Origin of the sequence: Pseudomonas veronii (genome assembly GCF_002028325.1) — a bacterium.
In the GTDB taxonomy this organism is placed as follows: domain Bacteria; phylum Pseudomonadota; class Gammaproteobacteria; order Pseudomonadales; family Pseudomonadaceae; genus Aquipseudomonas; species Aquipseudomonas veronii.
This window is the reverse complement of record NZ_CP018420.1, coordinates 6,506,394-6,523,723: the sequence shown is the minus strand read 5'-3', so window position 1 is coordinate 6,523,723 and position 17,330 is coordinate 6,506,394. Positions and strand designations below refer to the sequence as shown.

18 protein-coding genes are annotated in these 17,330 nt (G+C 61.8%); 11 read left to right on the top strand and 7 right to left on the bottom strand.

Annotated features, from left to right (window positions below; translation table 11 throughout):
• Positions 1 to 22: 22 nt before the first annotated feature.
• Together PverR02_RS30025 and PverR02_RS30020 are read right to left on the bottom strand one after the other, a co-directional pair.
• Positions 23 to 2,377, bottom strand: coding sequence for a penicillin acylase family protein (locus PverR02_RS30025; protein ID WP_079444890.1), 2,355 nt, complete (start codon positions 2,375 to 2,377; stop codon positions 23 to 25).
• A gap of 31 nt (positions 2,378 to 2,408) precedes the next feature.
• A complete protein-coding gene (locus PverR02_RS30020; RefSeq protein WP_079444889.1) occupies positions 2,409 to 2,984 on the bottom strand; it encodes a DUF6436 domain-containing protein in 576 nt (191 codons plus the stop codon).
• A gap of 111 nt (positions 2,985 to 3,095) precedes the next feature.
• On the opposite strand from PverR02_RS30020, the gene PverR02_RS30015 reads away from it, so the two are divergent.
• Entirely contained in the window at positions 3,096 to 4,037 is a 942-nt protein-coding gene (locus tag PverR02_RS30015) for a phospholipase BipL (RefSeq protein WP_046381721.1), read from the top strand.
• 104 nt (positions 4,038 to 4,141) lie between these two features.
• On the opposite strand, the gene PverR02_RS30010 is transcribed toward PverR02_RS30015, so the two are convergent.
• Positions 4,142 to 4,894, bottom strand: coding sequence for a DUF2059 domain-containing protein (locus tag PverR02_RS30010; protein WP_017845071.1), 753 nt, complete (start codon positions 4,892 to 4,894; stop codon positions 4,142 to 4,144).
• Positions 4,895 to 5,025: 131 nt separating this feature from the next.
• On the opposite strand from PverR02_RS30010, the gene PverR02_RS30005 reads away from it, so the two are divergent.
• Positions 5,026 to 5,658 carry a 2OG-Fe(II) oxygenase gene (locus PverR02_RS30005; protein ID WP_079444888.1) on the top strand — a complete coding sequence of 211 codons (633 nt, stop codon included), beginning with the start codon at positions 5,026 to 5,028 and terminating at the stop codon, positions 5,656 to 5,658.
• A 2-nt stretch (positions 5,659 to 5,660) separates the two neighbouring features.
• On the top strand, positions 5,661 to 6,161 hold the full coding sequence (locus PverR02_RS30000; RefSeq protein ID WP_079444887.1) for a DUF523 domain-containing protein: 501 nt from the start codon (positions 5,661 to 5,663) through the stop codon (positions 6,159 to 6,161).
• Between the two features lies 1 nt (position 6,162).
• On the opposite strand, the gene PverR02_RS29995 is transcribed toward PverR02_RS30000, so the two are convergent.
• Entirely contained in the window at positions 6,163 to 6,657 is a 495-nt protein-coding gene (locus PverR02_RS29995) for a transporter substrate-binding domain-containing protein (protein WP_079444886.1), read from the bottom strand.
• 133 nt (positions 6,658 to 6,790) lie between these two features.
• Between PverR02_RS29995 and PverR02_RS29990 the strand changes: the two genes are divergently transcribed.
• A complete protein-coding gene (locus PverR02_RS29990; protein ID WP_046381724.1) occupies positions 6,791 to 7,231 on the top strand; it encodes a DUF4399 domain-containing protein in 441 nt (146 codons plus the stop codon).
• Between the two features lie 67 nt (positions 7,232 to 7,298).
• On the opposite strand, the gene serA is transcribed toward PverR02_RS29990, so the two are convergent.
• Positions 7,299 to 8,528 carry a phosphoglycerate dehydrogenase gene (gene serA / locus PverR02_RS29985; protein ID WP_017845066.1) on the bottom strand — a complete coding sequence of 410 codons (1,230 nt, stop codon included), beginning with the start codon at positions 8,526 to 8,528 and terminating at the stop codon, positions 7,299 to 7,301.
• Positions 8,529 to 8,895: 367 nt separating this feature from the next.
• Between serA and PverR02_RS29975 the strand changes: the two genes are divergently transcribed.
• The 4 genes from PverR02_RS29975 (at position 8,896) to PverR02_RS29960 (ending at position 13,109) form a co-directional block, all read left to right on the top strand.
• On the top strand, positions 8,896 to 10,290 hold the full coding sequence (locus tag PverR02_RS29975; RefSeq protein ID WP_079444885.1) for an FAD-binding oxidoreductase: 1,395 nt from the start codon (positions 8,896 to 8,898) through the stop codon (positions 10,288 to 10,290).
• A gap of 22 nt (positions 10,291 to 10,312) precedes the next feature.
• Positions 10,313 to 10,978 (top strand): fumarylacetoacetate hydrolase family protein, encoded by a 666-nt coding sequence (locus PverR02_RS29970; protein ID WP_017845064.1) that lies wholly within the window; start codon positions 10,313 to 10,315, stop codon positions 10,976 to 10,978.
• Between the two features lie 171 nt (positions 10,979 to 11,149).
• A complete protein-coding gene (locus PverR02_RS29965) occupies positions 11,150 to 12,076 on the top strand; it encodes an SdiA-regulated domain-containing protein (RefSeq protein ID WP_046381726.1) in 927 nt (308 codons plus the stop codon).
• A gap of 118 nt (positions 12,077 to 12,194) precedes the next feature.
• Complete coding sequence (locus PverR02_RS29960; protein WP_046487870.1) at positions 12,195 to 13,109, top strand: SdiA-regulated domain-containing protein; 915 nt, start codon at positions 12,195 to 12,197, stop codon at positions 13,107 to 13,109.
• A gap of 31 nt (positions 13,110 to 13,140) precedes the next feature.
• Here the strand turns inward: PverR02_RS29960 and rpiA are convergent, their stop codons facing one another.
• Complete coding sequence (gene rpiA, locus PverR02_RS29955; RefSeq protein ID WP_079444884.1) at positions 13,141 to 13,812, bottom strand: ribose-5-phosphate isomerase RpiA; 672 nt, start codon at positions 13,810 to 13,812, stop codon at positions 13,141 to 13,143.
• Positions 13,813 to 13,947: 135 nt separating this feature from the next.
• On the opposite strand from rpiA, the gene ilvA reads away from it, so the two are divergent.
• Positions 13,948 to 15,462: a threonine ammonia-lyase, biosynthetic gene (gene ilvA, locus PverR02_RS29950; RefSeq protein ID WP_046381728.1), complete on the top strand. Its 1,515-nt coding sequence runs from the start codon at positions 13,948 to 13,950 to the stop codon at positions 15,460 to 15,462.
• Between the two features lie 41 nt (positions 15,463 to 15,503).
• Positions 15,504 to 15,917, top strand: coding sequence for a DUF2269 family protein (locus tag PverR02_RS29945; protein WP_017845059.1), 414 nt, complete (start codon positions 15,504 to 15,506; stop codon positions 15,915 to 15,917).
• 111 nt (positions 15,918 to 16,028) lie between these two features.
• Here PverR02_RS29945 and PverR02_RS29940 read toward each other — a convergent pair whose 3' ends face one another.
• A complete protein-coding gene (locus PverR02_RS29940) occupies positions 16,029 to 16,685 on the bottom strand; it encodes a histidinol-phosphatase (protein ID WP_046381729.1) in 657 nt (218 codons plus the stop codon).
• Between the two features lie 143 nt (positions 16,686 to 16,828).
• On the opposite strand from PverR02_RS29940, the gene PverR02_RS29935 reads away from it, so the two are divergent.
• Complete coding sequence (locus tag PverR02_RS29935) at positions 16,829 to 17,308, top strand: RNA pyrophosphohydrolase (RefSeq protein ID WP_026139795.1); 480 nt, start codon at positions 16,829 to 16,831, stop codon at positions 17,306 to 17,308.
• Positions 17,309 to 17,330 lie beyond the last annotated feature (22 nt).

The following is a 17,330-nucleotide window of genomic DNA, read 5'->3' as shown; positions in this document are numbered from 1 at the left end:
ATTTTGACCGCGTTCCAGGCGGTCAGCGGGCTGGCAGCAGCTTCAGCGTACCGCGCGTATTGGCCGTGATTTCCTCGTCGCTGAAATGCGCCTGCTCATAGCCGCCCTCGATATACGTTTCCGCCTGGTCCCCATAGTGCTTGTCGAACGGCACACCGCTTTGCCCCACCGGGTTGATGGTCAGCGCGTGGGGCACGTCGGCGAAGTCGATCAGGCGCCGGGTCGACGGGCCGTAGGTCACCGGCCATGGCGCCGGGCCGATATTGGCTGACTGGTTGTTCGGCACTTCGTGGCTGCCCGGCGCGGGGAAGGGGCCGACGTTGACGAGCCGGTCCAGCGGTTTCTGCGAGCCCAGCGGGTGGCCGTGGGTCAGCGTATGGGCCTTGCCCCACTGCCATTGGCCCGGGTCATCGCCGAAGGTCGCCTTGAGGTGCGCGAGGCTGTTGTCCCAGGCGAGCTTGACGGTGTCGGCACGCTTGCCGTTCCACCAGGGCGAATCCGGGCTCGCGGCCAGGCGGGGCAACGCCGCATCGATCACCCGCGTGCTGAGCAGGGTCTTGAACATGGCGTCGCCGAGTTTCGGGTGGAAGGCCGCGTCAGCCAGGTTGAACAGGAACTGGTTGAACAGCGTGGCGCTGGTGGAGTCCAGCGGATAATCGCCTTTCCAGGCCGCCAGTTGCTCCACCAGTTGCAACTGCGCCGGGTCCTTGACCACCTCGCGCAGCACCGGCAACAGCGGTGCCAGCAAGCGCGGGCCGAAGGCGGTGGTGGTGCCCAGTTGCAGAGCCTGGCTGTTGTTCACGTCCCACTTCACGCGCTTGTCGCTCAACTGCGCGTTCAACTGCTGGCCACGGTCGGCCAGGTTGTAATAGCCGGGGATCTCCATGCCGCTGGGCGACACCGGCTGCGCATTGGCCGACACCACATAGCCACGCGCCGGGTTTTCTTCCTGGGGGTTGGCGCTGAACGGGTAGAAGCCCAGCTTGTCGGCCTGGGCCGTGCTGCCGTCGAGGATAAACCCGGGGTTGACGCCGGCCGGGCGGATCGGCAACTGCGCCGCCGCCCACCAGCCGATATCGCCCTGGGCATTCGCCCACACAATGTTCAGCCCCGGCGCCGACACCTTGGCCGCCGCGGCACGGGCCTTGGCCAGGGTGTCGGCGCGGTTGAGCTGGTAGAACCCTTCGAGGATCGGGTTCTGGGTGTCGAGGAACGCCCACCACATCGCGATCGGCGTCTTGCCGGCGTTCTCGCCGAGCACGTCATTGATGATCGGGCCGTGGGGCGATTGACGCAGGGTCAAGGTGACCGGTGCCTGGCCCTTGACCGCGATCTGTTGCTCGCTGCGGGTCATGTCGACCCATTGGCCGTGGTACCAGACCTGGTTGGCGTTGTCCGGATTGACCTGCTCGGCGATCAGGTCGAGGTCGTCGTTCTGGAACATGGTCAGGCTCCAGCCGAAATCCAGGTTGTGCCCCAGGAACGCCACCGGCACCAGCGCGTTGTGATAGCCGTACAACTCAAAGCCCGGCGCCGACAGCTGCGCCTCGTACCACACCGACGGCACTGAGAAGCGGATATGCGGGTCACCCGCCAGCAACGGCTTGCCGCTCTGGGTGCGGCTGCCGCTGATCGCCCAGGCGTTGCTGCCTTCGAACTGCGGCAAGCCGTTGTCGGCCAGGGCCTGTTCACTCAGGGCCGCGATGGCGCCGAGGTTTTGCCAGTCGCTGGCGGCCAGGTTGAGCGCGCCCTTGGGTTGCCAGGCGAGGTCGAACACGTTCAGGTAATCGCTGCCCAACTGGTCGCGTACATAGGTCAGCAATGGTTCGGTACGAAACGCCGCAGCAAAGCTGTAGGCCATATACCCGGCGACGCTGATGGTGTCCTCGGCGGTAAACGGCCGCTTGGGGATGCCCAGCATATCGAACTCCATCGGGCTGGCGTGGTTGTCCTGATACTGGTTGATCCCGTCCAGATAGGCTTGCAGGGCCTTCCAGTGCGCCGACTCGTGGTCCAACTGCGCCACATAAGTGGCGGAGCGCTCGCGAATGCGCAGGCTGCGGAACAGTTTGTCGGTGTCCAGCAGCTTGGGGCCGAGCACTTCGGCCAATTCGCCGCGCGCCAGGCGTCGCATGATTTCCATCTGGAACAGCCGGTCCTGGGCATGCACGTAGCCCAGGGCGCGGTACAGGTCGGTCTCGTTCTCGGCGCGGATATGCGGCACGCCACGCTCGTCGTAGCGCACCGTGACCGAACCTTGCAGGTTCGCCAGCGTCACGGCGCCCTGGCGGGTGGGTTGCTTGCTGTAGACGTACCAGCCGGCACCGACGGCGATCAGCGCCAGCAGCACCGCGAGAACCTGCAAGAGGCGCTTCATGAACATTCCTTACCAAGAGTGGGGCGACGGGCTACAAACCGGTTGGCCACGAACAATAGCAGCCCACCGCCAGGGTGTGAGTGGCATTCACTGCGCGGCCTGCTGCAAGGGCCTTGAGGATCGGCTCGATGAAACTGTTGCTGGCGTTGCACGTCAGCCCTTCGCTGTAGGGCCCGAAATACGCGAGCTTGCCGCTGCGGTCCCAGATCGCCACGGCCGGGGTCGCGGGTATCTGATCGGCGCCGGGCAGGCTGCTGAGGATTTTCATCTGGCGCAGGTTGTCGGGCAACTGGCCGTGGCTGCCGGGTTTCTGCAGGGCGTAGAACTCGACGCCCTGGGGCGCGTAGTGCTCGATCAATTCGCCGAGGTGCTGCTGGTTGCCGACGTTGCACGGGCAGGCCGGGTCCCAGAAATGCACGAGGCGGATCGGGCCGGGGCCGGCGAGGTCGTCGGGCAGGCGCAGCGCGTCGCCGGAAAACACTGCCGTGTGTTCGCTGAAGGCACGCAGGTAGCGGCCTTGGAACCAGTCATACGCCGCCCATAACACGCCGGCGCAGAGGAGCAGCAGCAGGCTGGCGAACAGGGTGGTGCGGTAGGGCTGTCGCATTCAGATCAATCCTCGAAGGACGCGTAGCTTGCCATGCTTGCCCCGACAGATGAATATCGCAGCTCGATATTCCTCTGCTCAGCGCGTGAAGCCCCAAGTCTGGAACCTCTTATGCCCGTCACCTTTGACCCCGATCACCTGCGCGACAGCTTGCGGCCCCTGGTGGATGCGCAGCCGCTCAGCGCCGAGGCGCGGGTCTATCAGCGCTTCTATGGGCTGGACCTGCGCGCGCGCCAGGTGCCGGCGGTGAGCCGCCTTGGCCGGTTCGAGGTCGATGGGTTCGCGGTGGTCGCCCAGGTGTGGTGGCCGCCGGTGCCGGTGGCGACGATGTTCATGTTCCACGGGTTCTACGACCATATGGGGCTGTACCGCCACGTCGTCGACTGGGCGCTGGACCAGGGTTTCGTGGTGATCGCCTGCGACCTGCCGGGCCATGGCTTGTCCAGCGGCGCGCGGGCCAGTATCGATGATTTTGCGGTGTACCAGGACGTGGTGCAGGCGCTGTTCGCCCAGGCCGAAGCGCTGCACCTGCCACGGCCCTGGCATCTGTTCGGGCAAAGCACCGGCGGCGCGGTGGTGGTGGATCACTTGCTCAACCATGGCGCCGACAGCCCGGCCCAGGGTAAGACTTTTCTGCTTTCACCCCTGGTGCGTCCGCGTGGGTGGGGCTGGTCGCAGGTCAGCTATTACCTGCTGCGGCCGTTCGTCAAAGGCATCGCCCGACGGTTCAGCGAAAACACCAATGACCCGGCCTTCAAGCCGTTCCTCGAAGCCGACCCCTTGCAGCCGCGCCAATTGCCGACCGCCTGGGTCGGGGCACTGGCGCGCTGGATCAGGCAAATCGAAGCCGCACCGCGCAGCCCGCGGCGGCCGCTGATTGTGCAGGGCGAAGAGGATATGACGGTGGATTGGCAGCACAACCTGCAGGTGCTGCGGGGCAAGTTCGATCAGCCGGAGGTGTTGATGCTCAAGCGCGGCCGGCATCACTTGGCCAATGAGATCCCGGAGATCCGCCAGGAATACTTCAAGTACCTCACCGACCACCTGAAATAACGCGGACCAAATGTGGGAGGGGGCTTGCCCCCGATAGCAGGGTGTCAGTCAGCACATCTGATACTGACCCACCGCTATCGGGGGCAAGCCCCCTCCCACATTTCCTACTGCGCCAGGCTTGAGGTGCTTTGACCGACCGCCAAGCCTGCGCGGACCGCTGCCAACGCCGCCTGGTAATACGCCTTCCCCTGCGGTGACTCGGCAAACGTAGCGAATTCTTCCAGTTCCGGGTCGGACAAGTCCCGATAGACGTACAGCAACGTGTTGTTCAGGTCATTGCCGATCTGTTGCATCAGCCGTTCGCGTTGTCCATCCAGCATGCCCTGGGCCTGGCCGCCGCCCAACAGGCCGGGGATCATCTGGCTCAAGCTGTCGGCCGCCACGCCGGCGATCGCCAGGCTGACTTCGGCGCCGGCTTCGCGGGCGGGCAGGGCCTGGGCCAGGTGGCCGATGATCAGGCTGCGGGTGGCGTCGGCTTCGATGTGCGGCAGGCCTTGGGCATTTTTTGCCAGCTGGTCGCGGCGGGTGGCCAGCAGTTCGGCAGCGACAATCTTGCGCCCCAGCGGCGACTGGAAAAACGCCAGGGCCGGTGCCGGGTCCGCCAGGTGCTTGCGCAGCTGGGCTTCGGCGCGCCGGTCCACGGCCTGGGCGGCGAAGCGCTTGTTGCTGTTGTCGACCAGCGCCTGGTACACCGCCGGCGGCAGGCTGTTGCGGTAGCGTTGCTGGGCGGCACTGAGGGCGTCATTGAAATGCGCGCGTTGTTCGGCCCAGCCGGCGACCTTGTACAACTGGTCATGGCCGTCTGCCCAAGCGGGCAAAACGCAGAACATCAGCAAGGAAAAAAACAAACGACGCATATGGACTCCTGTCAGTCGGCCACTATTGTCCGTGTCGGGCGTAGGATTTGTCGAGAAGTCCTATCAGTCACCTGACTAAAGTGCGTTCAGACGCTCAGCGGCTCTGTCGGATTCACAGGCGTATGGATACTATGCGCGCCATGCAAATATCCCACGATCACCCATTGCTGCAACGCATTGTCGACGACCTGGCCGAAAAGGGCTGGTCGCAGCAAAACGGCTTCCTGCCCCAGGCTCTGACCCTGGAACTGGCGGCTGAGTGCCGTAAACGTGCGGCTGAAGGTGAGCTGGCCCCGGCGGCGGTCGGGCGCGGGCCGGCCCAGGAGATTCGCGAGGGTATTCGTGGCGACCATATCCAGTGGCTGGAGGAGGGCGACGCCGTCGTCTGCGACCGCTATATGGCGATGATGGACAGCCTGCGCCTGGCGATAAACCGCAGCTTGTTCCTCGGCCTGGAAGATTTCGAAAGCCATTTCGCGATGTACCCGCCGGGGGCGTTTTACCTCAGGCACCTGGACCGGTTTCGCGACGACGACCGGCGCACGGTCTCGGCGGTGATCTACTTGAACGACGAGTGGCTGCCGGAACACGGCGGCCAGTTGCGCATGTACCTCAAGGACGGCGTCGAACTCGACGTGGTGCCCAGCGGGGGTTGCCTGGTGGTGTTCCTGTCCGGCGAAGTACCCCACGAAGTGCTGCCTGCTACCCGCGAGCGCCTGTCGCTGACCGGCTGGTTTCGCCGGCGCGGTAACGAGCCGTTTTAAGCATGGAAAAAATTCTCGTCAGCCGCTGCCTGCTCGGGCACAAAGTGCGCTATGACGGCGGCGCCAGCGGGCCGTTCGATCAACTGGCGGCATGGCAGGCCGAAGGCCGCGTGGTTGCGATCTGCCCGGAAGTGGCGGGCGGTTTGCCCACGCCCAGGCCTTCCGCCGAGATTCCGGGCGGGCAGGGTATCGACGTGTGGGAGGGCCGCGCCCAGGTGCTGACCGCCGCGGGCGAGGACTTCAGCGCCGCCTTCCTCGACGGCGCCCGCCAGGCGTTGGCGCTGGTGCAGCGCCACAATATCCGTATCGCCGTGCTCAAGGCCAATAGCCCGTCCTGTGGCAATGTGCTGACCTATGACGGCACTTTCAGCGGTGTGAAGGTGAGCGGCGAAGGCGTCACGGCGGCGCTGCTCAAGCGCCATGGGGTGTTGGTGTTCAGTGAGTTGGAGTTGCTTGAGGCGGCGCAAGCCCTGGCCCGTCTCCCAAGCCCTCCCACATTTTGATTTACTGTGCTTTGGCTTCCGCCGTGTCGCTTTCGAGCCACTTCTGCCCCAGCGCCTTCAACCGGCCATCGGCTTTCACCCGTTGCAGCGCATTGTCCAGGCTCGCCTTGAACGCCGGGTTGCCCTTCTGGAACGGAATGGCCAGCGCCGGCTTGTCGCGATAAGGCTCACTGAAATCGAACTGATCCTGCAACTCGGCAGTCATAGCGATATGGTTGATGGCCACATCGTACTTGCCGCTTGCCACGCCGGGCAGCATGTCACTGTCGTCGGTGGTGATGAACGAGGGGCGCACATCCATCTCTTTGGCCAGTTGTTCACCGAGTTCCACTTCAAAACCGGTGAGTTTCTCGCCGTCCTTGAAGTTGAAGGGCGGGGTATTGGCCTCGAGGGCGATGCGCAGTTCACCGCGGTCAAACACATCATCGATCAATTCGGCGTGAGCCAAGGGGCTCATCAGAGGAAGCAGCAGTAACAGGCCAGGCGAAAAGCGCATGGTCACTCCTAAATAATTCGAATGTGCGAGGCGCGGTTCAGCATCGCTTTGTTATGGTGTTGAGTGCCTTGGACAGCAATTAGTCGCTAAGTTGTCATAACCCTACAAATTTCATAGAAAAGTGGAGAAGCGAATGAAAGCCCTTTTGTCTCGTGTAACGATTGCCGGCGTACTATTGGGTGCTTCGATGTTGGTGACCGCCGCAGACGGCATCCCTCGCAGCGCGCCACCTGAAAATGCCAAAGTGTTTATCGTTTCGCCGAAAGACGGCGCCACCGTCGATAAAACCTTCACCGTCAAATTCGGCATGGAAGGTCTGAAACTGGCCCCGGCCACCGACCAGACCCCAGGCACCGGCCACCATCACCTGCTGGTCGACCAGAAGGCGCTGCCCGACGCCAGCGTGCCGATCCCGGCCACCGATAGCGTGATCCACTTCGGCAAGGCCCAGACCGAAACCGAGCTGACCCTGACCCCTGGCAAGCACACCTTGCAACTGGTCGCCGGCGATAAACTGCACATGCAGTTCAACCCGACTGTAGCGTCGAAAGTGATCACGGTTAACGTCAAGTAAGATTTGTTCAGACAAAAAAATGGGAGACCCCTGCGGGCCTCCCATTTTTCGTAGGGCGTTTGAAGCGTTAGAACAACACGCGGCAACGAATCGTGCCGTTGATGTGTTGCAGCTTCTGTTGCGCCAGGTCCGAGTACTCGGCGTCGACGTCGATCACCACGTAGCCGACCTTCTCGTTGGTCTGCAGGAACTGACCGGAAATGTTGATGCCGTTTTCCGCGAAGACCTTGTTGATCTCCATCATCACACCCGGGATGTTCTGGTGGATGTGCAGCAGACGGTGCTTGCCAGGGTGAGCCGGCAGGGCCACTTCCGGGAAGTTGACCGAGGACACCGACGTACCGTTGTCGCTGTACTTGACCAGCTTTTCCGAGACTTCCAGGCCAATGTTGGCCTGGGCTTCAGCGGTGGAGCCGCCGATGTGCGGGGTCAGGATCACGTTGTCCAGGCCACGCAGCGGGCTTTCGAAGATGTCGTCGTTGGAGCGCGGCTCCACCGGGAACACGTCGATGGCAGCGCCGATCAGGTGCTTGTCCTTGATCGCGTCGGCCAGGGCGTCCAACTCGACCACGGTGCCGCGGGCGGCGTTGATCAGGATGCCGCCTTTCTTGATCGCGCGGATTTCCTTCTCGCCGATCATCCACTGGGTCTCAGCGGTTTCCGGCACGTGCAGGGTGACGATGTCGGACATGCCCAGCAGCTCGGTCAGGCTCGACACTTGCGTGGCGTTACCCAGTGGCAGCTTGGTCAGGGTGTCATAGAAGAACACCTGCATGCCCAGGCTTTCGGCCAGGACCGACAGTTGAGTGCCGATCGAACCGTAACCGATGATCCCCAGCTTCTTGCCGCGGATTTCGAAGGAGTTGGCTGCGCTCTTGATCCAGCCGCCACGGTGGCAGGAGGCATTCTTCTCCGGAATGCCGCGCAGCAGCAGGATGGCCTCGGCCAGCACCAGCTCCGCGACGGAACGGGTGTTGGAGTACGGTGCGTTGAACACCGCGATGCCGCGCTCGCGCGCTGCGTTAAGGTCGACCTGGTTGGTGCCGATGCAGAAACAGCCGACCGCCACGAGTTTCTTGGCGTGATCGAAGACCTCTTCGGTCAGTTGAGTGCGGGAGCGAATGCCGATGAAGTGCGCGTCGGCGATCTTTTCCTTGAGCTGGGCTTCCGGCAGAGAACTGGTGATGTACTCAATGCTGGTATACCCGGCGGCTTTCAGAACTTCGACAGCCGATGGGTGGACGCCTTCCAGAAGAAGGAACTTGATCTTGCTCTTATCGAGAGAAGTCTTGCTCATCTGCGTAAACCTGTATCCCGGAGAAAAATGGCAGGGAATCGGATCGCCGGATGTGTCCTGATTCACCAATACTGTTCCCGTTTGACGGCGTCTGTTGCCGTCATGCTGCGTTGCCGCTCCTCCCCATAGCCCCAGCTATGAGTCGTCGCGGCGCCTTGCCTGACGACAACAGCCACTCGTCAAACAGAAACGTATTGGTAAATCAGGGCACAGAGCTGACCCGGACGGCAGGAAAGCCGTCACCGCAGAACGCCCTTGGGCTCTGTCCTACGGGGGCGGTATGCTAGCATACGCGCCCCGCTAAACACCTATTCCTGCGACGTGAAGCGTTCTCAGGATGACCATGAATTGTTCGAGAGTTCTGTCGATGACCCATCCTGCCCTGATTGATGAGCTAAAGACCCTGGTTGAGCCCGGCAAAGTGCTGACCGACGCCGACTCCCTGGAGGCTTACGGCAAGGATTGGACCAAGCACTTCGCCCCGGCCCCGACTGCCATCGTATTCCCCAAGACGGTTGAACAGGTGCAGGCCATCGTGCGCTGGGCCAATGAGCACAAGGTCGCGCTGGTGCCGTCCGGTGGGCGTACCGGCCTGTCGGCTGCCGCCGTTGCGGCCAATGGTGAAGTGGTCGTCTCGTTCGACTATATGAACCAGATCCTCGAGGTGAACCTCACCGACCGCACCGCCAAGTGCCAGCCGGGCGTGGTCACCAAGCAATTGCAGAGCGTCGCCGAAGAGCACGGCCTGTACTACCCGGTGGACTTCGCTTCGTCCGGTTCGAGCCAGATTGGCGGCAATATCGGCACCAATGCCGGCGGAATCAAGGTCATTCGCTACGGCATGACCCGTAATTGGGTCGCCGGCATGAAGGTCGTCACCGGCAAAGGCGATGTGCTGGAACTGAACCGCGACCTGATCAAGAACGCCACCGGCTACGACATGCGCCAGCTGTTCATCGGCGCCGAAGGCACCCTGGGTTTTGTGGTGGAAGCCACCATGCGCCTGGACCGTGCGCCGAAAAACCTCACCGCGATGGTGCTCGGCACCACCGACTTCGACGCGATCATGCCGGTGTTGCACGCATTCCAGAGCAAGCTGGACCTGACCGCTTTCGAGTTTTTCTCTGACAAGGCCCTGGCCAAAGTCCTCGGCCGTGGTGACGTGCCGGCGCCGTTCGAGACCGAGTGCCCGTTCTACGCACTGCTGGAATTCGAGGCCACCACCGAAGAAGTCGCCAACCACGCCCTGGAAACCTTCGAGCACTGCGTCGAGCAGGGCTGGGTGCTGGACGGCGTGATGAGCCAGAGCGAAACCCAGCTGCACAACCTGTGGAAACTTCGCGAGTACATCTCCGAGACCATTTCCCACTGGACGCCGTACAAGAACGACATTTCGGTCACGGTGTCGAAAGTGCCGGCATTTTTGAAGGAAATTGACGCGATCGTCGGCGAACACTACCCCGACTTCGAAATCGTCTGGTTCGGCCATATCGGCGACGGCAACCTGCACCTGAACATCCTCAAGCCGGAAAACCTGAGCAAGGACGAGTTCTTCGCCAAGTGCGCCACCGTGAACAAGTGGGTGTTCGAAACCGTGGCGAAGTACAACGGCTCGATCTCCGCCGAACACGGCGTGGGCATGACCAAGCGCGACTACCTGACCTACAGCCGCTCGCCGGTTGAAATCGAATACATGAAGGCCGTGAAAGCGGTGTTTGACCCGAACGGGATCATGAACCCCGGCAAGATCTTCGCTGTTTAACCGCCCCTGAAGGAGTCGTTCCATGAGCTACCAGCACAAGTATGTCGACGGCACCAACATCCACTTCCCGGTGGGTAAAGTGGTGTGTATTGGGCGTAACTACGCCGAACATGCCAAGGAACTGGATAACCCGGTACCGACCGAACCGTTGCTGTTCATCAAGCCGGGCAGCTGCGTTGTGGCGCTGGAAGGCGGTTTCAGCATTCCCACCGAACGTGGTTCGGTGCATTACGAAGCGGAAATTGCGGTGCTGATCGGCAAACCCCTGTCGACCAAGCCCAGCCGCGAAGAAGTGCTCGATGCCATCTCCGGTTTCGCCCCGGCCCTGGACCTGACCCTGCGCGACAAGCAGGCCGAGTTGAAAGCCAAGGGCTTGCCGTGGGAAATTGCCAAGTCCTTCGACGGCGCGGCGGTGATCGCGCCGTTCGTGGTCGGCAGCACCTTCCCGGACCTGACCGATATCGGCATTCGCCTGAGCATCAATGGCGAAGTGCGCCAGAATGGCAATAGCGCGGCCATGCTCAACCCGATCATCCCGATGATCCAGTACATGGCCGGCTGCTTCTCGCTGCAGGCCGGCGACGTGATCCTCACCGGCACCCCCGCTGGCGTTGGGCCGTTGAATGTCGGTGACAAGCTGGTGCTGGAACTGTCCGGTGTGACCCGCTTCGAAAGCAGCGTTCGCTAATTTCGGCACAACCCTGTGGCGAGCGAACAAGCTCGCTCGCTACAGGTCCCGCACCCGTTTCGGTTGTTTGCATTTTTTTCACACCCCATCCGGATAATCTTCAGCCTCTAGCGCGCGGGCCGGTTATTCCTGTGCTTTCACCTAACGCTGACTTTCCGGAAAAAGCGCCCAATGGCCGTGTCCCTGCCTACCTTCACCCCCAAGCCACGCTCTCGTTTTGCTCTGCGCTGGTATTCCTGGCTGCTTCTGGTTGGGGCGATCGTGTATGGCGTTGCCTGGGTCATGCATTGGGACGACCGCGGTGTGTTGTGGGTCGTGGAGCGTTTTGAAAGCCCGGCCAAACGCCAAGCGAGCGTGTGGCTCCCGGATTACCGCGCCGTCATCGACGCCAAGCTGCTGCCCGGTATGGAGAAGGACGAGGCCTCGGACCTGTCCTACAACCCGCAGACGAAAACCCTGTTTTCCGTCATGGGCAAAAATCCATTCCTCGTCGAGTTGACCCTGCAAGGCGATGTGCTGCGCAAGATGCCCCTTAACGGTTGGAACAACCCGGAAGGTGTGACGGTGATGGAAAACGGCCTGATGGCCGTGGTCGATGAACGCCAGCACAGCCTGACCATCGTCAAGGTCGACGCCAGCACCACGGCGTTGAACAAGGCCGACTTCCCGAGTTACGACCTGGGCCCGTCCAAAGACCAGAACAAAGCCTTTGAAGGCGTCACCTGGGACAAGCGCAACCAGCAGTTCGTGCTCGGCGAAGAACGCCCGCCGGCGCTGTTCACCTGGAAAAGCGACGGCAGCCAAACCCTGGTCGGTGACAAGCAAAAGCTCGCCAATACAAAGCTCGACATGCGCAACCTCTCGGCGTTGGCCATCGATCCGCGCACCGGGCACCTGCTGGCGCTGTCGGCCGAGTCCCACCTGCTGCTGGAACTGGATGAAAAGGGCGAGCCAGTCAGCTTCATGACCTTGCTCGGCGGCTTCAACGGCCTCAAGAACACGATCTCGCGTGCCGAAGGCGTGACCCTGGACGAGAACGGCAACCTCTACATGGTCAGTGAGCCGAACCTGTTCTATCGTTTCGAAAAACAGAAATAACAACCGATTACGTCGGATATTTCTCTATCCGCGGCATACGCCACACACCGGGCGCGTTTAAGTTTAAATTCAGGCGGGCGTGATATTCATTCGCCATTTTTGACTTTGAGCCCGCCCGATGCGTCGACTTGCCCGCCCCAAACCGGCTTTTTTCATACTGGTGCTGATCGCCTTGATGGGCGCGGGCGTTGTCGCACAACAGTTTCGTCTGTTCGAACGGGCCTGGTTCAATTGGCAGGTGTGGGGCCAGCCTGTTGGCGAACGCGCCATTGGCCTGGCGGATTACCGGGTCAGCGTCGAGGGCCAGGTGATCGAAGGCCTGGATGACGACGTCTCCGCGCTGACCTACGACCCGGTGCGTAAAAGCCTGTTTACCGTCACCAACAAAAACGCCGAGCTGGTCGAACTGTCCCTCGCTGGCAAGATCCTGCGACGGATTTCCCTGGTCGGCTTCGGAGATGCCGAGGCCGTGGAATTTATCAGCGACAACATCTATGTCATCAGCGATGAGCGCCAACAGCGCCTGATCAAGGTGCATGTGGATGACGATACGCAGTTCCTCGACGCCGCCGACGCGGAGCAGATGACCCTGGGTGTGCATGTGGGGGGCAACAAGGGGTTTGAAGGGCTTGCCTACGACTCGGTGGGCAAGCGCCTGTTCGTGGCGAAGGAACGCGACCCGATGGTGATCTATGAGGTTCATGGGTTTCCCCATTTCAAACCGGAAAAAACCTACTCGGTCCACGTCATCAACAACCCCAAGCGCGATGCCGGGCTGTTCGTGCGCGACCTGTCGAGCCTGCAATACGACGAACGCAGCGGCCATTTACTGGCGCTGTCGGATGAATCGTTCCTGGTGTTGGAGCTGGATATCGACGGTCGCCCGTTAAGCAGTTTGTCGCTGCTTAACGGGCGCCATGGCCTGAATGCGCGGGTGCCGCAGGCCGAAGGGATCGCCATGGATGACGCGGGTACGTTGTACCTGGTCAGCGAGCCGAACCTGTTCTACGTGTTCAAGAAACCAGAAGCCTGAACACACCGCCGACCCCACATTCGGTTGTGCATCAGGCCTTGAGGGTTTTCACGCCTTCCGGGGTGCCCAGCAGCAGCACGTCAGCCGGGCGTGCGGCGAACAGGCCGTTGGTGACCACGCCGACGATGGCGTTGATCTGCGTCTCAAGCTCCACCGGGTTGGTGATCTGCATGTTGTACACGTCGAGGATGATGTTGCCGTTGTCGGTCAACACGCCTTCGCGGTACACCGGGTCGCCGCCCAGCTTCACCAGCTCGCGGGCCACGTGGCTGCGGGCCATCGGGATCACTTCCACCGGCAGCGGGAAGGCGCCGAGTACCGGCACCAGTTTGCTGGCGTCGGCGATGCAGATAAAGGTCTTGGCCACGGCCGCGACGATCTTCTCGCGGGTCAGGGCCGCGCCACCGCCCTTGATCAGGTTCAGGTGCGCGTCGCTTTCATCGGCGCCGTCGACGTAGAACTCCAGGTCGCTGACGGTATTGAGCTCGTACACCGGAATGCCATGGCCCTTGAGGCGCGCGGCGGTGGCTTCGGAGCTGGCCACGGCGCCATCGAACGCGCCCTTGTGCTTGGCCAGCGCATCGATGAAGCAGTTGGCGGTGGAGCCGGTGCCGACGCCGACGATGCTCTTGTCATCGAGTTTAGGAAGGATTAAATCGACGGCGGCCTGGGCCACTGCCTGTTTGAGTTGATCCTGGGTCATGCGGGCTCCGGAACGGGCGGGGAGTAGAGAGGGCGCGAGTATAACCCATCAAAACCTTTGGATTCGTGTGGTCGCCCGGCCAAACGCTGAGTTAGACTCGTCGACCCTGCCCACTCCGCCCAGTGATGCCTGCCGATGCTTGAACAGTACGTCAAAAAGATCCTCACCTCGCGCGTTTACGACGTTGCCATAGAAACCCCGTTGCAGGCCGCCCGCCAGCTCTCCGAGCGGCTGGGCAACAAGGTCTTGCTCAAGCGGGAAGACTTGCAGCCGGTGTTCTCGTTCAAGATTCGCGGCGCGTACAACAAGCTGACCCAGTTGACGGCCGATGAGCGTGCGCGCGGCGTGGTCACCGCTTCGGCGGGCAACCATGCCCAGGGCCTGGCCCTGGCGGCCAAGGTGCTGGGGGTCAAGGCCACTATTGTGATGCCCAAGACCACCCCGGAAATCAAGGTCGAAGGCGTGCGTTCCCGTGGTGGCAAAGTGGTGCTGCACGGTGATTCGTTCCCGGAAGCCCTGGCCTACTCGCTGAAACTGGTCGACGAAAAAGGCTACGTCTACATTCACCCCTACGACGACCCGCACACCATTGCCGGGCAGGGGACCGTGGCGATGGAGATCCTGCGCCAGCACCCTGGGCCGCTGGACGCGATCTTCGTGCCGGTCGGCGGCGGTGGGCTGATCGCCGGTATCGCGGCGTATGTGAAATACCTGCGTCCGGAGATCAAGATCATCGGCGTCGAGCCGGACGACTCCAACTGCCTGCAGGCCGCCATGGCCGCTGGCGAGCGCGTGGTGCTGCCAACCGTGGGGATTTTTGCCGATGGCGTGGCGGTGGCGCAGATCGGCCAGTACACCTTCGACATCTGCAAAGACTATGTGGACGAAGTGATCACCGTCAGCACCGATGAAATCTGTGCGGCGATCAAGGACATCTATGACGACACCCGCTCCATCACCGAGCCAGCGGGCGCCCTGGGTGTGGCGGGCATCAAGAAATATGTCGAGAGCCGTGGCGTCAGCGGGCAAACCCTGGTGGCCATCGACTCCGGCGCCAACGTCAACTTCGACCGCCTGCGCCATGTGGCCGAACGCGCCGAGCTGGGTGAAGGCCGCGAAGCCATCATCGCCGTGACCATCCCCGAGAAGCCGGGCAGCTTCAAGGCGTTCTGCGAGGCCGTGGGCAAGCGCCAGATCACCGAATTCAACTATCGCTACCACTCCGGCCGCGAGGCGCACATTTTCGTCGGCGTGCAGACCCATCCGGAAAACGATCCGCGCAGCGCATTGATCGCCAGCCTGACCAGCCAGGGTTTCCCGGTGCTCGACCTGACCGAGAACGAACTGGCCAAGTTGCACATCCGCCACATGGTTGGCGGGCACGCGGCGAAGGTCAGCGATGAAGTGGTGTTTCGCTTCGAATTCCCGGAGCGGCCGGGCGCCTTGTTCAACTTTCTTAACAAATTAGGCGGGCGCTGGAACATCTCGATGTTCCACTATCGCAACCACGGCGCAGCCGACGGCCGCGTGGTCGCCGGCCTGCAAGTCCCGGCGGACGAGCGCCATCTGGTATCGGCAGCCCTTGAAGCCATCGGCTACCCATACTGGGATGAAAGCGATAACCCGGCTTACAAACTGTTCCTCGGTTGAGCGACTACGCTGATTGGGGCGGCCTTTAAGGAAGACGACACATGGAAACCCTGACCACCCTCAAAGTTATCCACATGGCGGCGACTGTGTTGCTGCTGCTCAGCGGCCTCGGCCTGGCGCTGCTGGCCTGGCGCAAACGCAGCGCCGGCCCGGCGATCACCGTGCAGCGCCCGTGGGCGTTCGTATGGTTGTTGATGGGGATCTGCCTGATCAGCATGCCGTTTACCGGCTGGTGGCTGGTGCATCTGGTCGGCTGGCCGCTGGGGCAGACCTGGATCCTGGGTTCCAGCCTGCTCTACACCGTCGCGGCGCTGTGCTGGTTCTGGCTGGTGGCGCGGCTCAATCGCTTGCGCAAGGGCGAGGGCGGTAGCCTGAATTTCACCTTGGCATTGGCGGTGGTCAGCCTGGTGGGGTTTGTGGCGATTGCGGGGTTGATGGGGGCCAAGCCGGTTTAAGGCTTTACGCCGAGTTGTCTGCATCGGGAGCAAGCTCCCTCCCACATTTAACCGCGTACATCCGTTGAAATGCAGTTAAATGTGGGAGGGGGCTTGCCCCCGATAGGGCCATCAGCTCCGCAGCGTAATCACCGGCCAGCCGCGTTTTTCAGCCTCAGCCCGCAGATTCGGATCCGGGTCTACCGCGATCGGATACGTCACCTGCTCCAGCAGCGGCAAGTCATTCATCGAATCGCTGTAGAAGTAGCTGTCTTCCAGGCTGTGCCCGGTTTCTTCCAGCCAACGGTTCAGGCGCGTCACCTTGCCTTCGCGAAAGCACGGCACATCGGTGCTGCGCCCGGTGTAGCGGCCGTCTTCCATCTCGCATTCGGTGGCGATCAGGGCGTCTACGCCCAGGCGTGCGGCAATTGGCGCGGTGACGAAGCGGTTGGTCGCGGTGATGATCACCAGCTTGTCGCCAGCGGCGCGGTGCTTGGCCAGCAGTTCAAATGCCTGCGGCAGCATGATCGGCTCGATGCAGTCGCGCATGTAGTCGTTGTGCCATGCCTCCAATTGGGCCATTTCGGTGCGGCCGAGGATTTCCAGGCAAAAATTCAGGTAGGCCGCGTTATCCAGCTGGCCGGCCAGGTAGTCCTGATAGAATTCGTCGTTGCGTGCCTTGTAGGTCACCGGGTCGAGAAATCCGCGTTCACAGAGGTAATCGCCCCAGGCGTGATCGCTGTCACCCCCCAGAAGCGTGTTGTCCAAGTCGAATAAAGCCAGGCGCATTACAGTTACCCGCTGAAAAGTCTGTAAAAAGGCGTCCAGAATACGGTCTTTTCACAAGACTGCACATAAGCTAAGAAGCCTCGTTGCCGCTGGAACAACCTTTGTGGAACAATGCGACGACATGCGTTTGCGAGGTTGTTGCCGTGATCGACCCCGATGGTTTCCGTCCTAATGTCGGGATTATTCTTACGAATGATTCCGGACAGGTCCTATGGGCTCGCCGAATCAACCAAGATGCCTGGCAGTTTCCTCAAGGTGGGATCAACCCTGACGAAACCCCTGAAGACGCCTTGTACCGCGAGTTGAACGAAGAAGTCGGCCTTGAGCGCGAAGATGTGCAAATTTTGGCCTGTACCCGTGGCTGGTTGCGTTATCGTTTGCCGCAACGCCTGGTGCGTACCCACAGCCAACCGCTGTGTATCGGCCAGAAGCAGAAATGGTTTCTCCTGCGCCTGATCTCCAACGAGCAGCGGGTGCGGATGGATTTGACCGGTAAACCGGAGTTCGATGGCTGGCGTTGGGTCAGTTATTGGTATCCGTTGGGCCAGGTGGTGACATTCAAGCGCGAGGTTTATCGTCGCGCTCTCAAAGAGCTTGCCCCGCGCCTTTTAACGCGCGACTGACGACGGAGTTCGACCCCGAGCC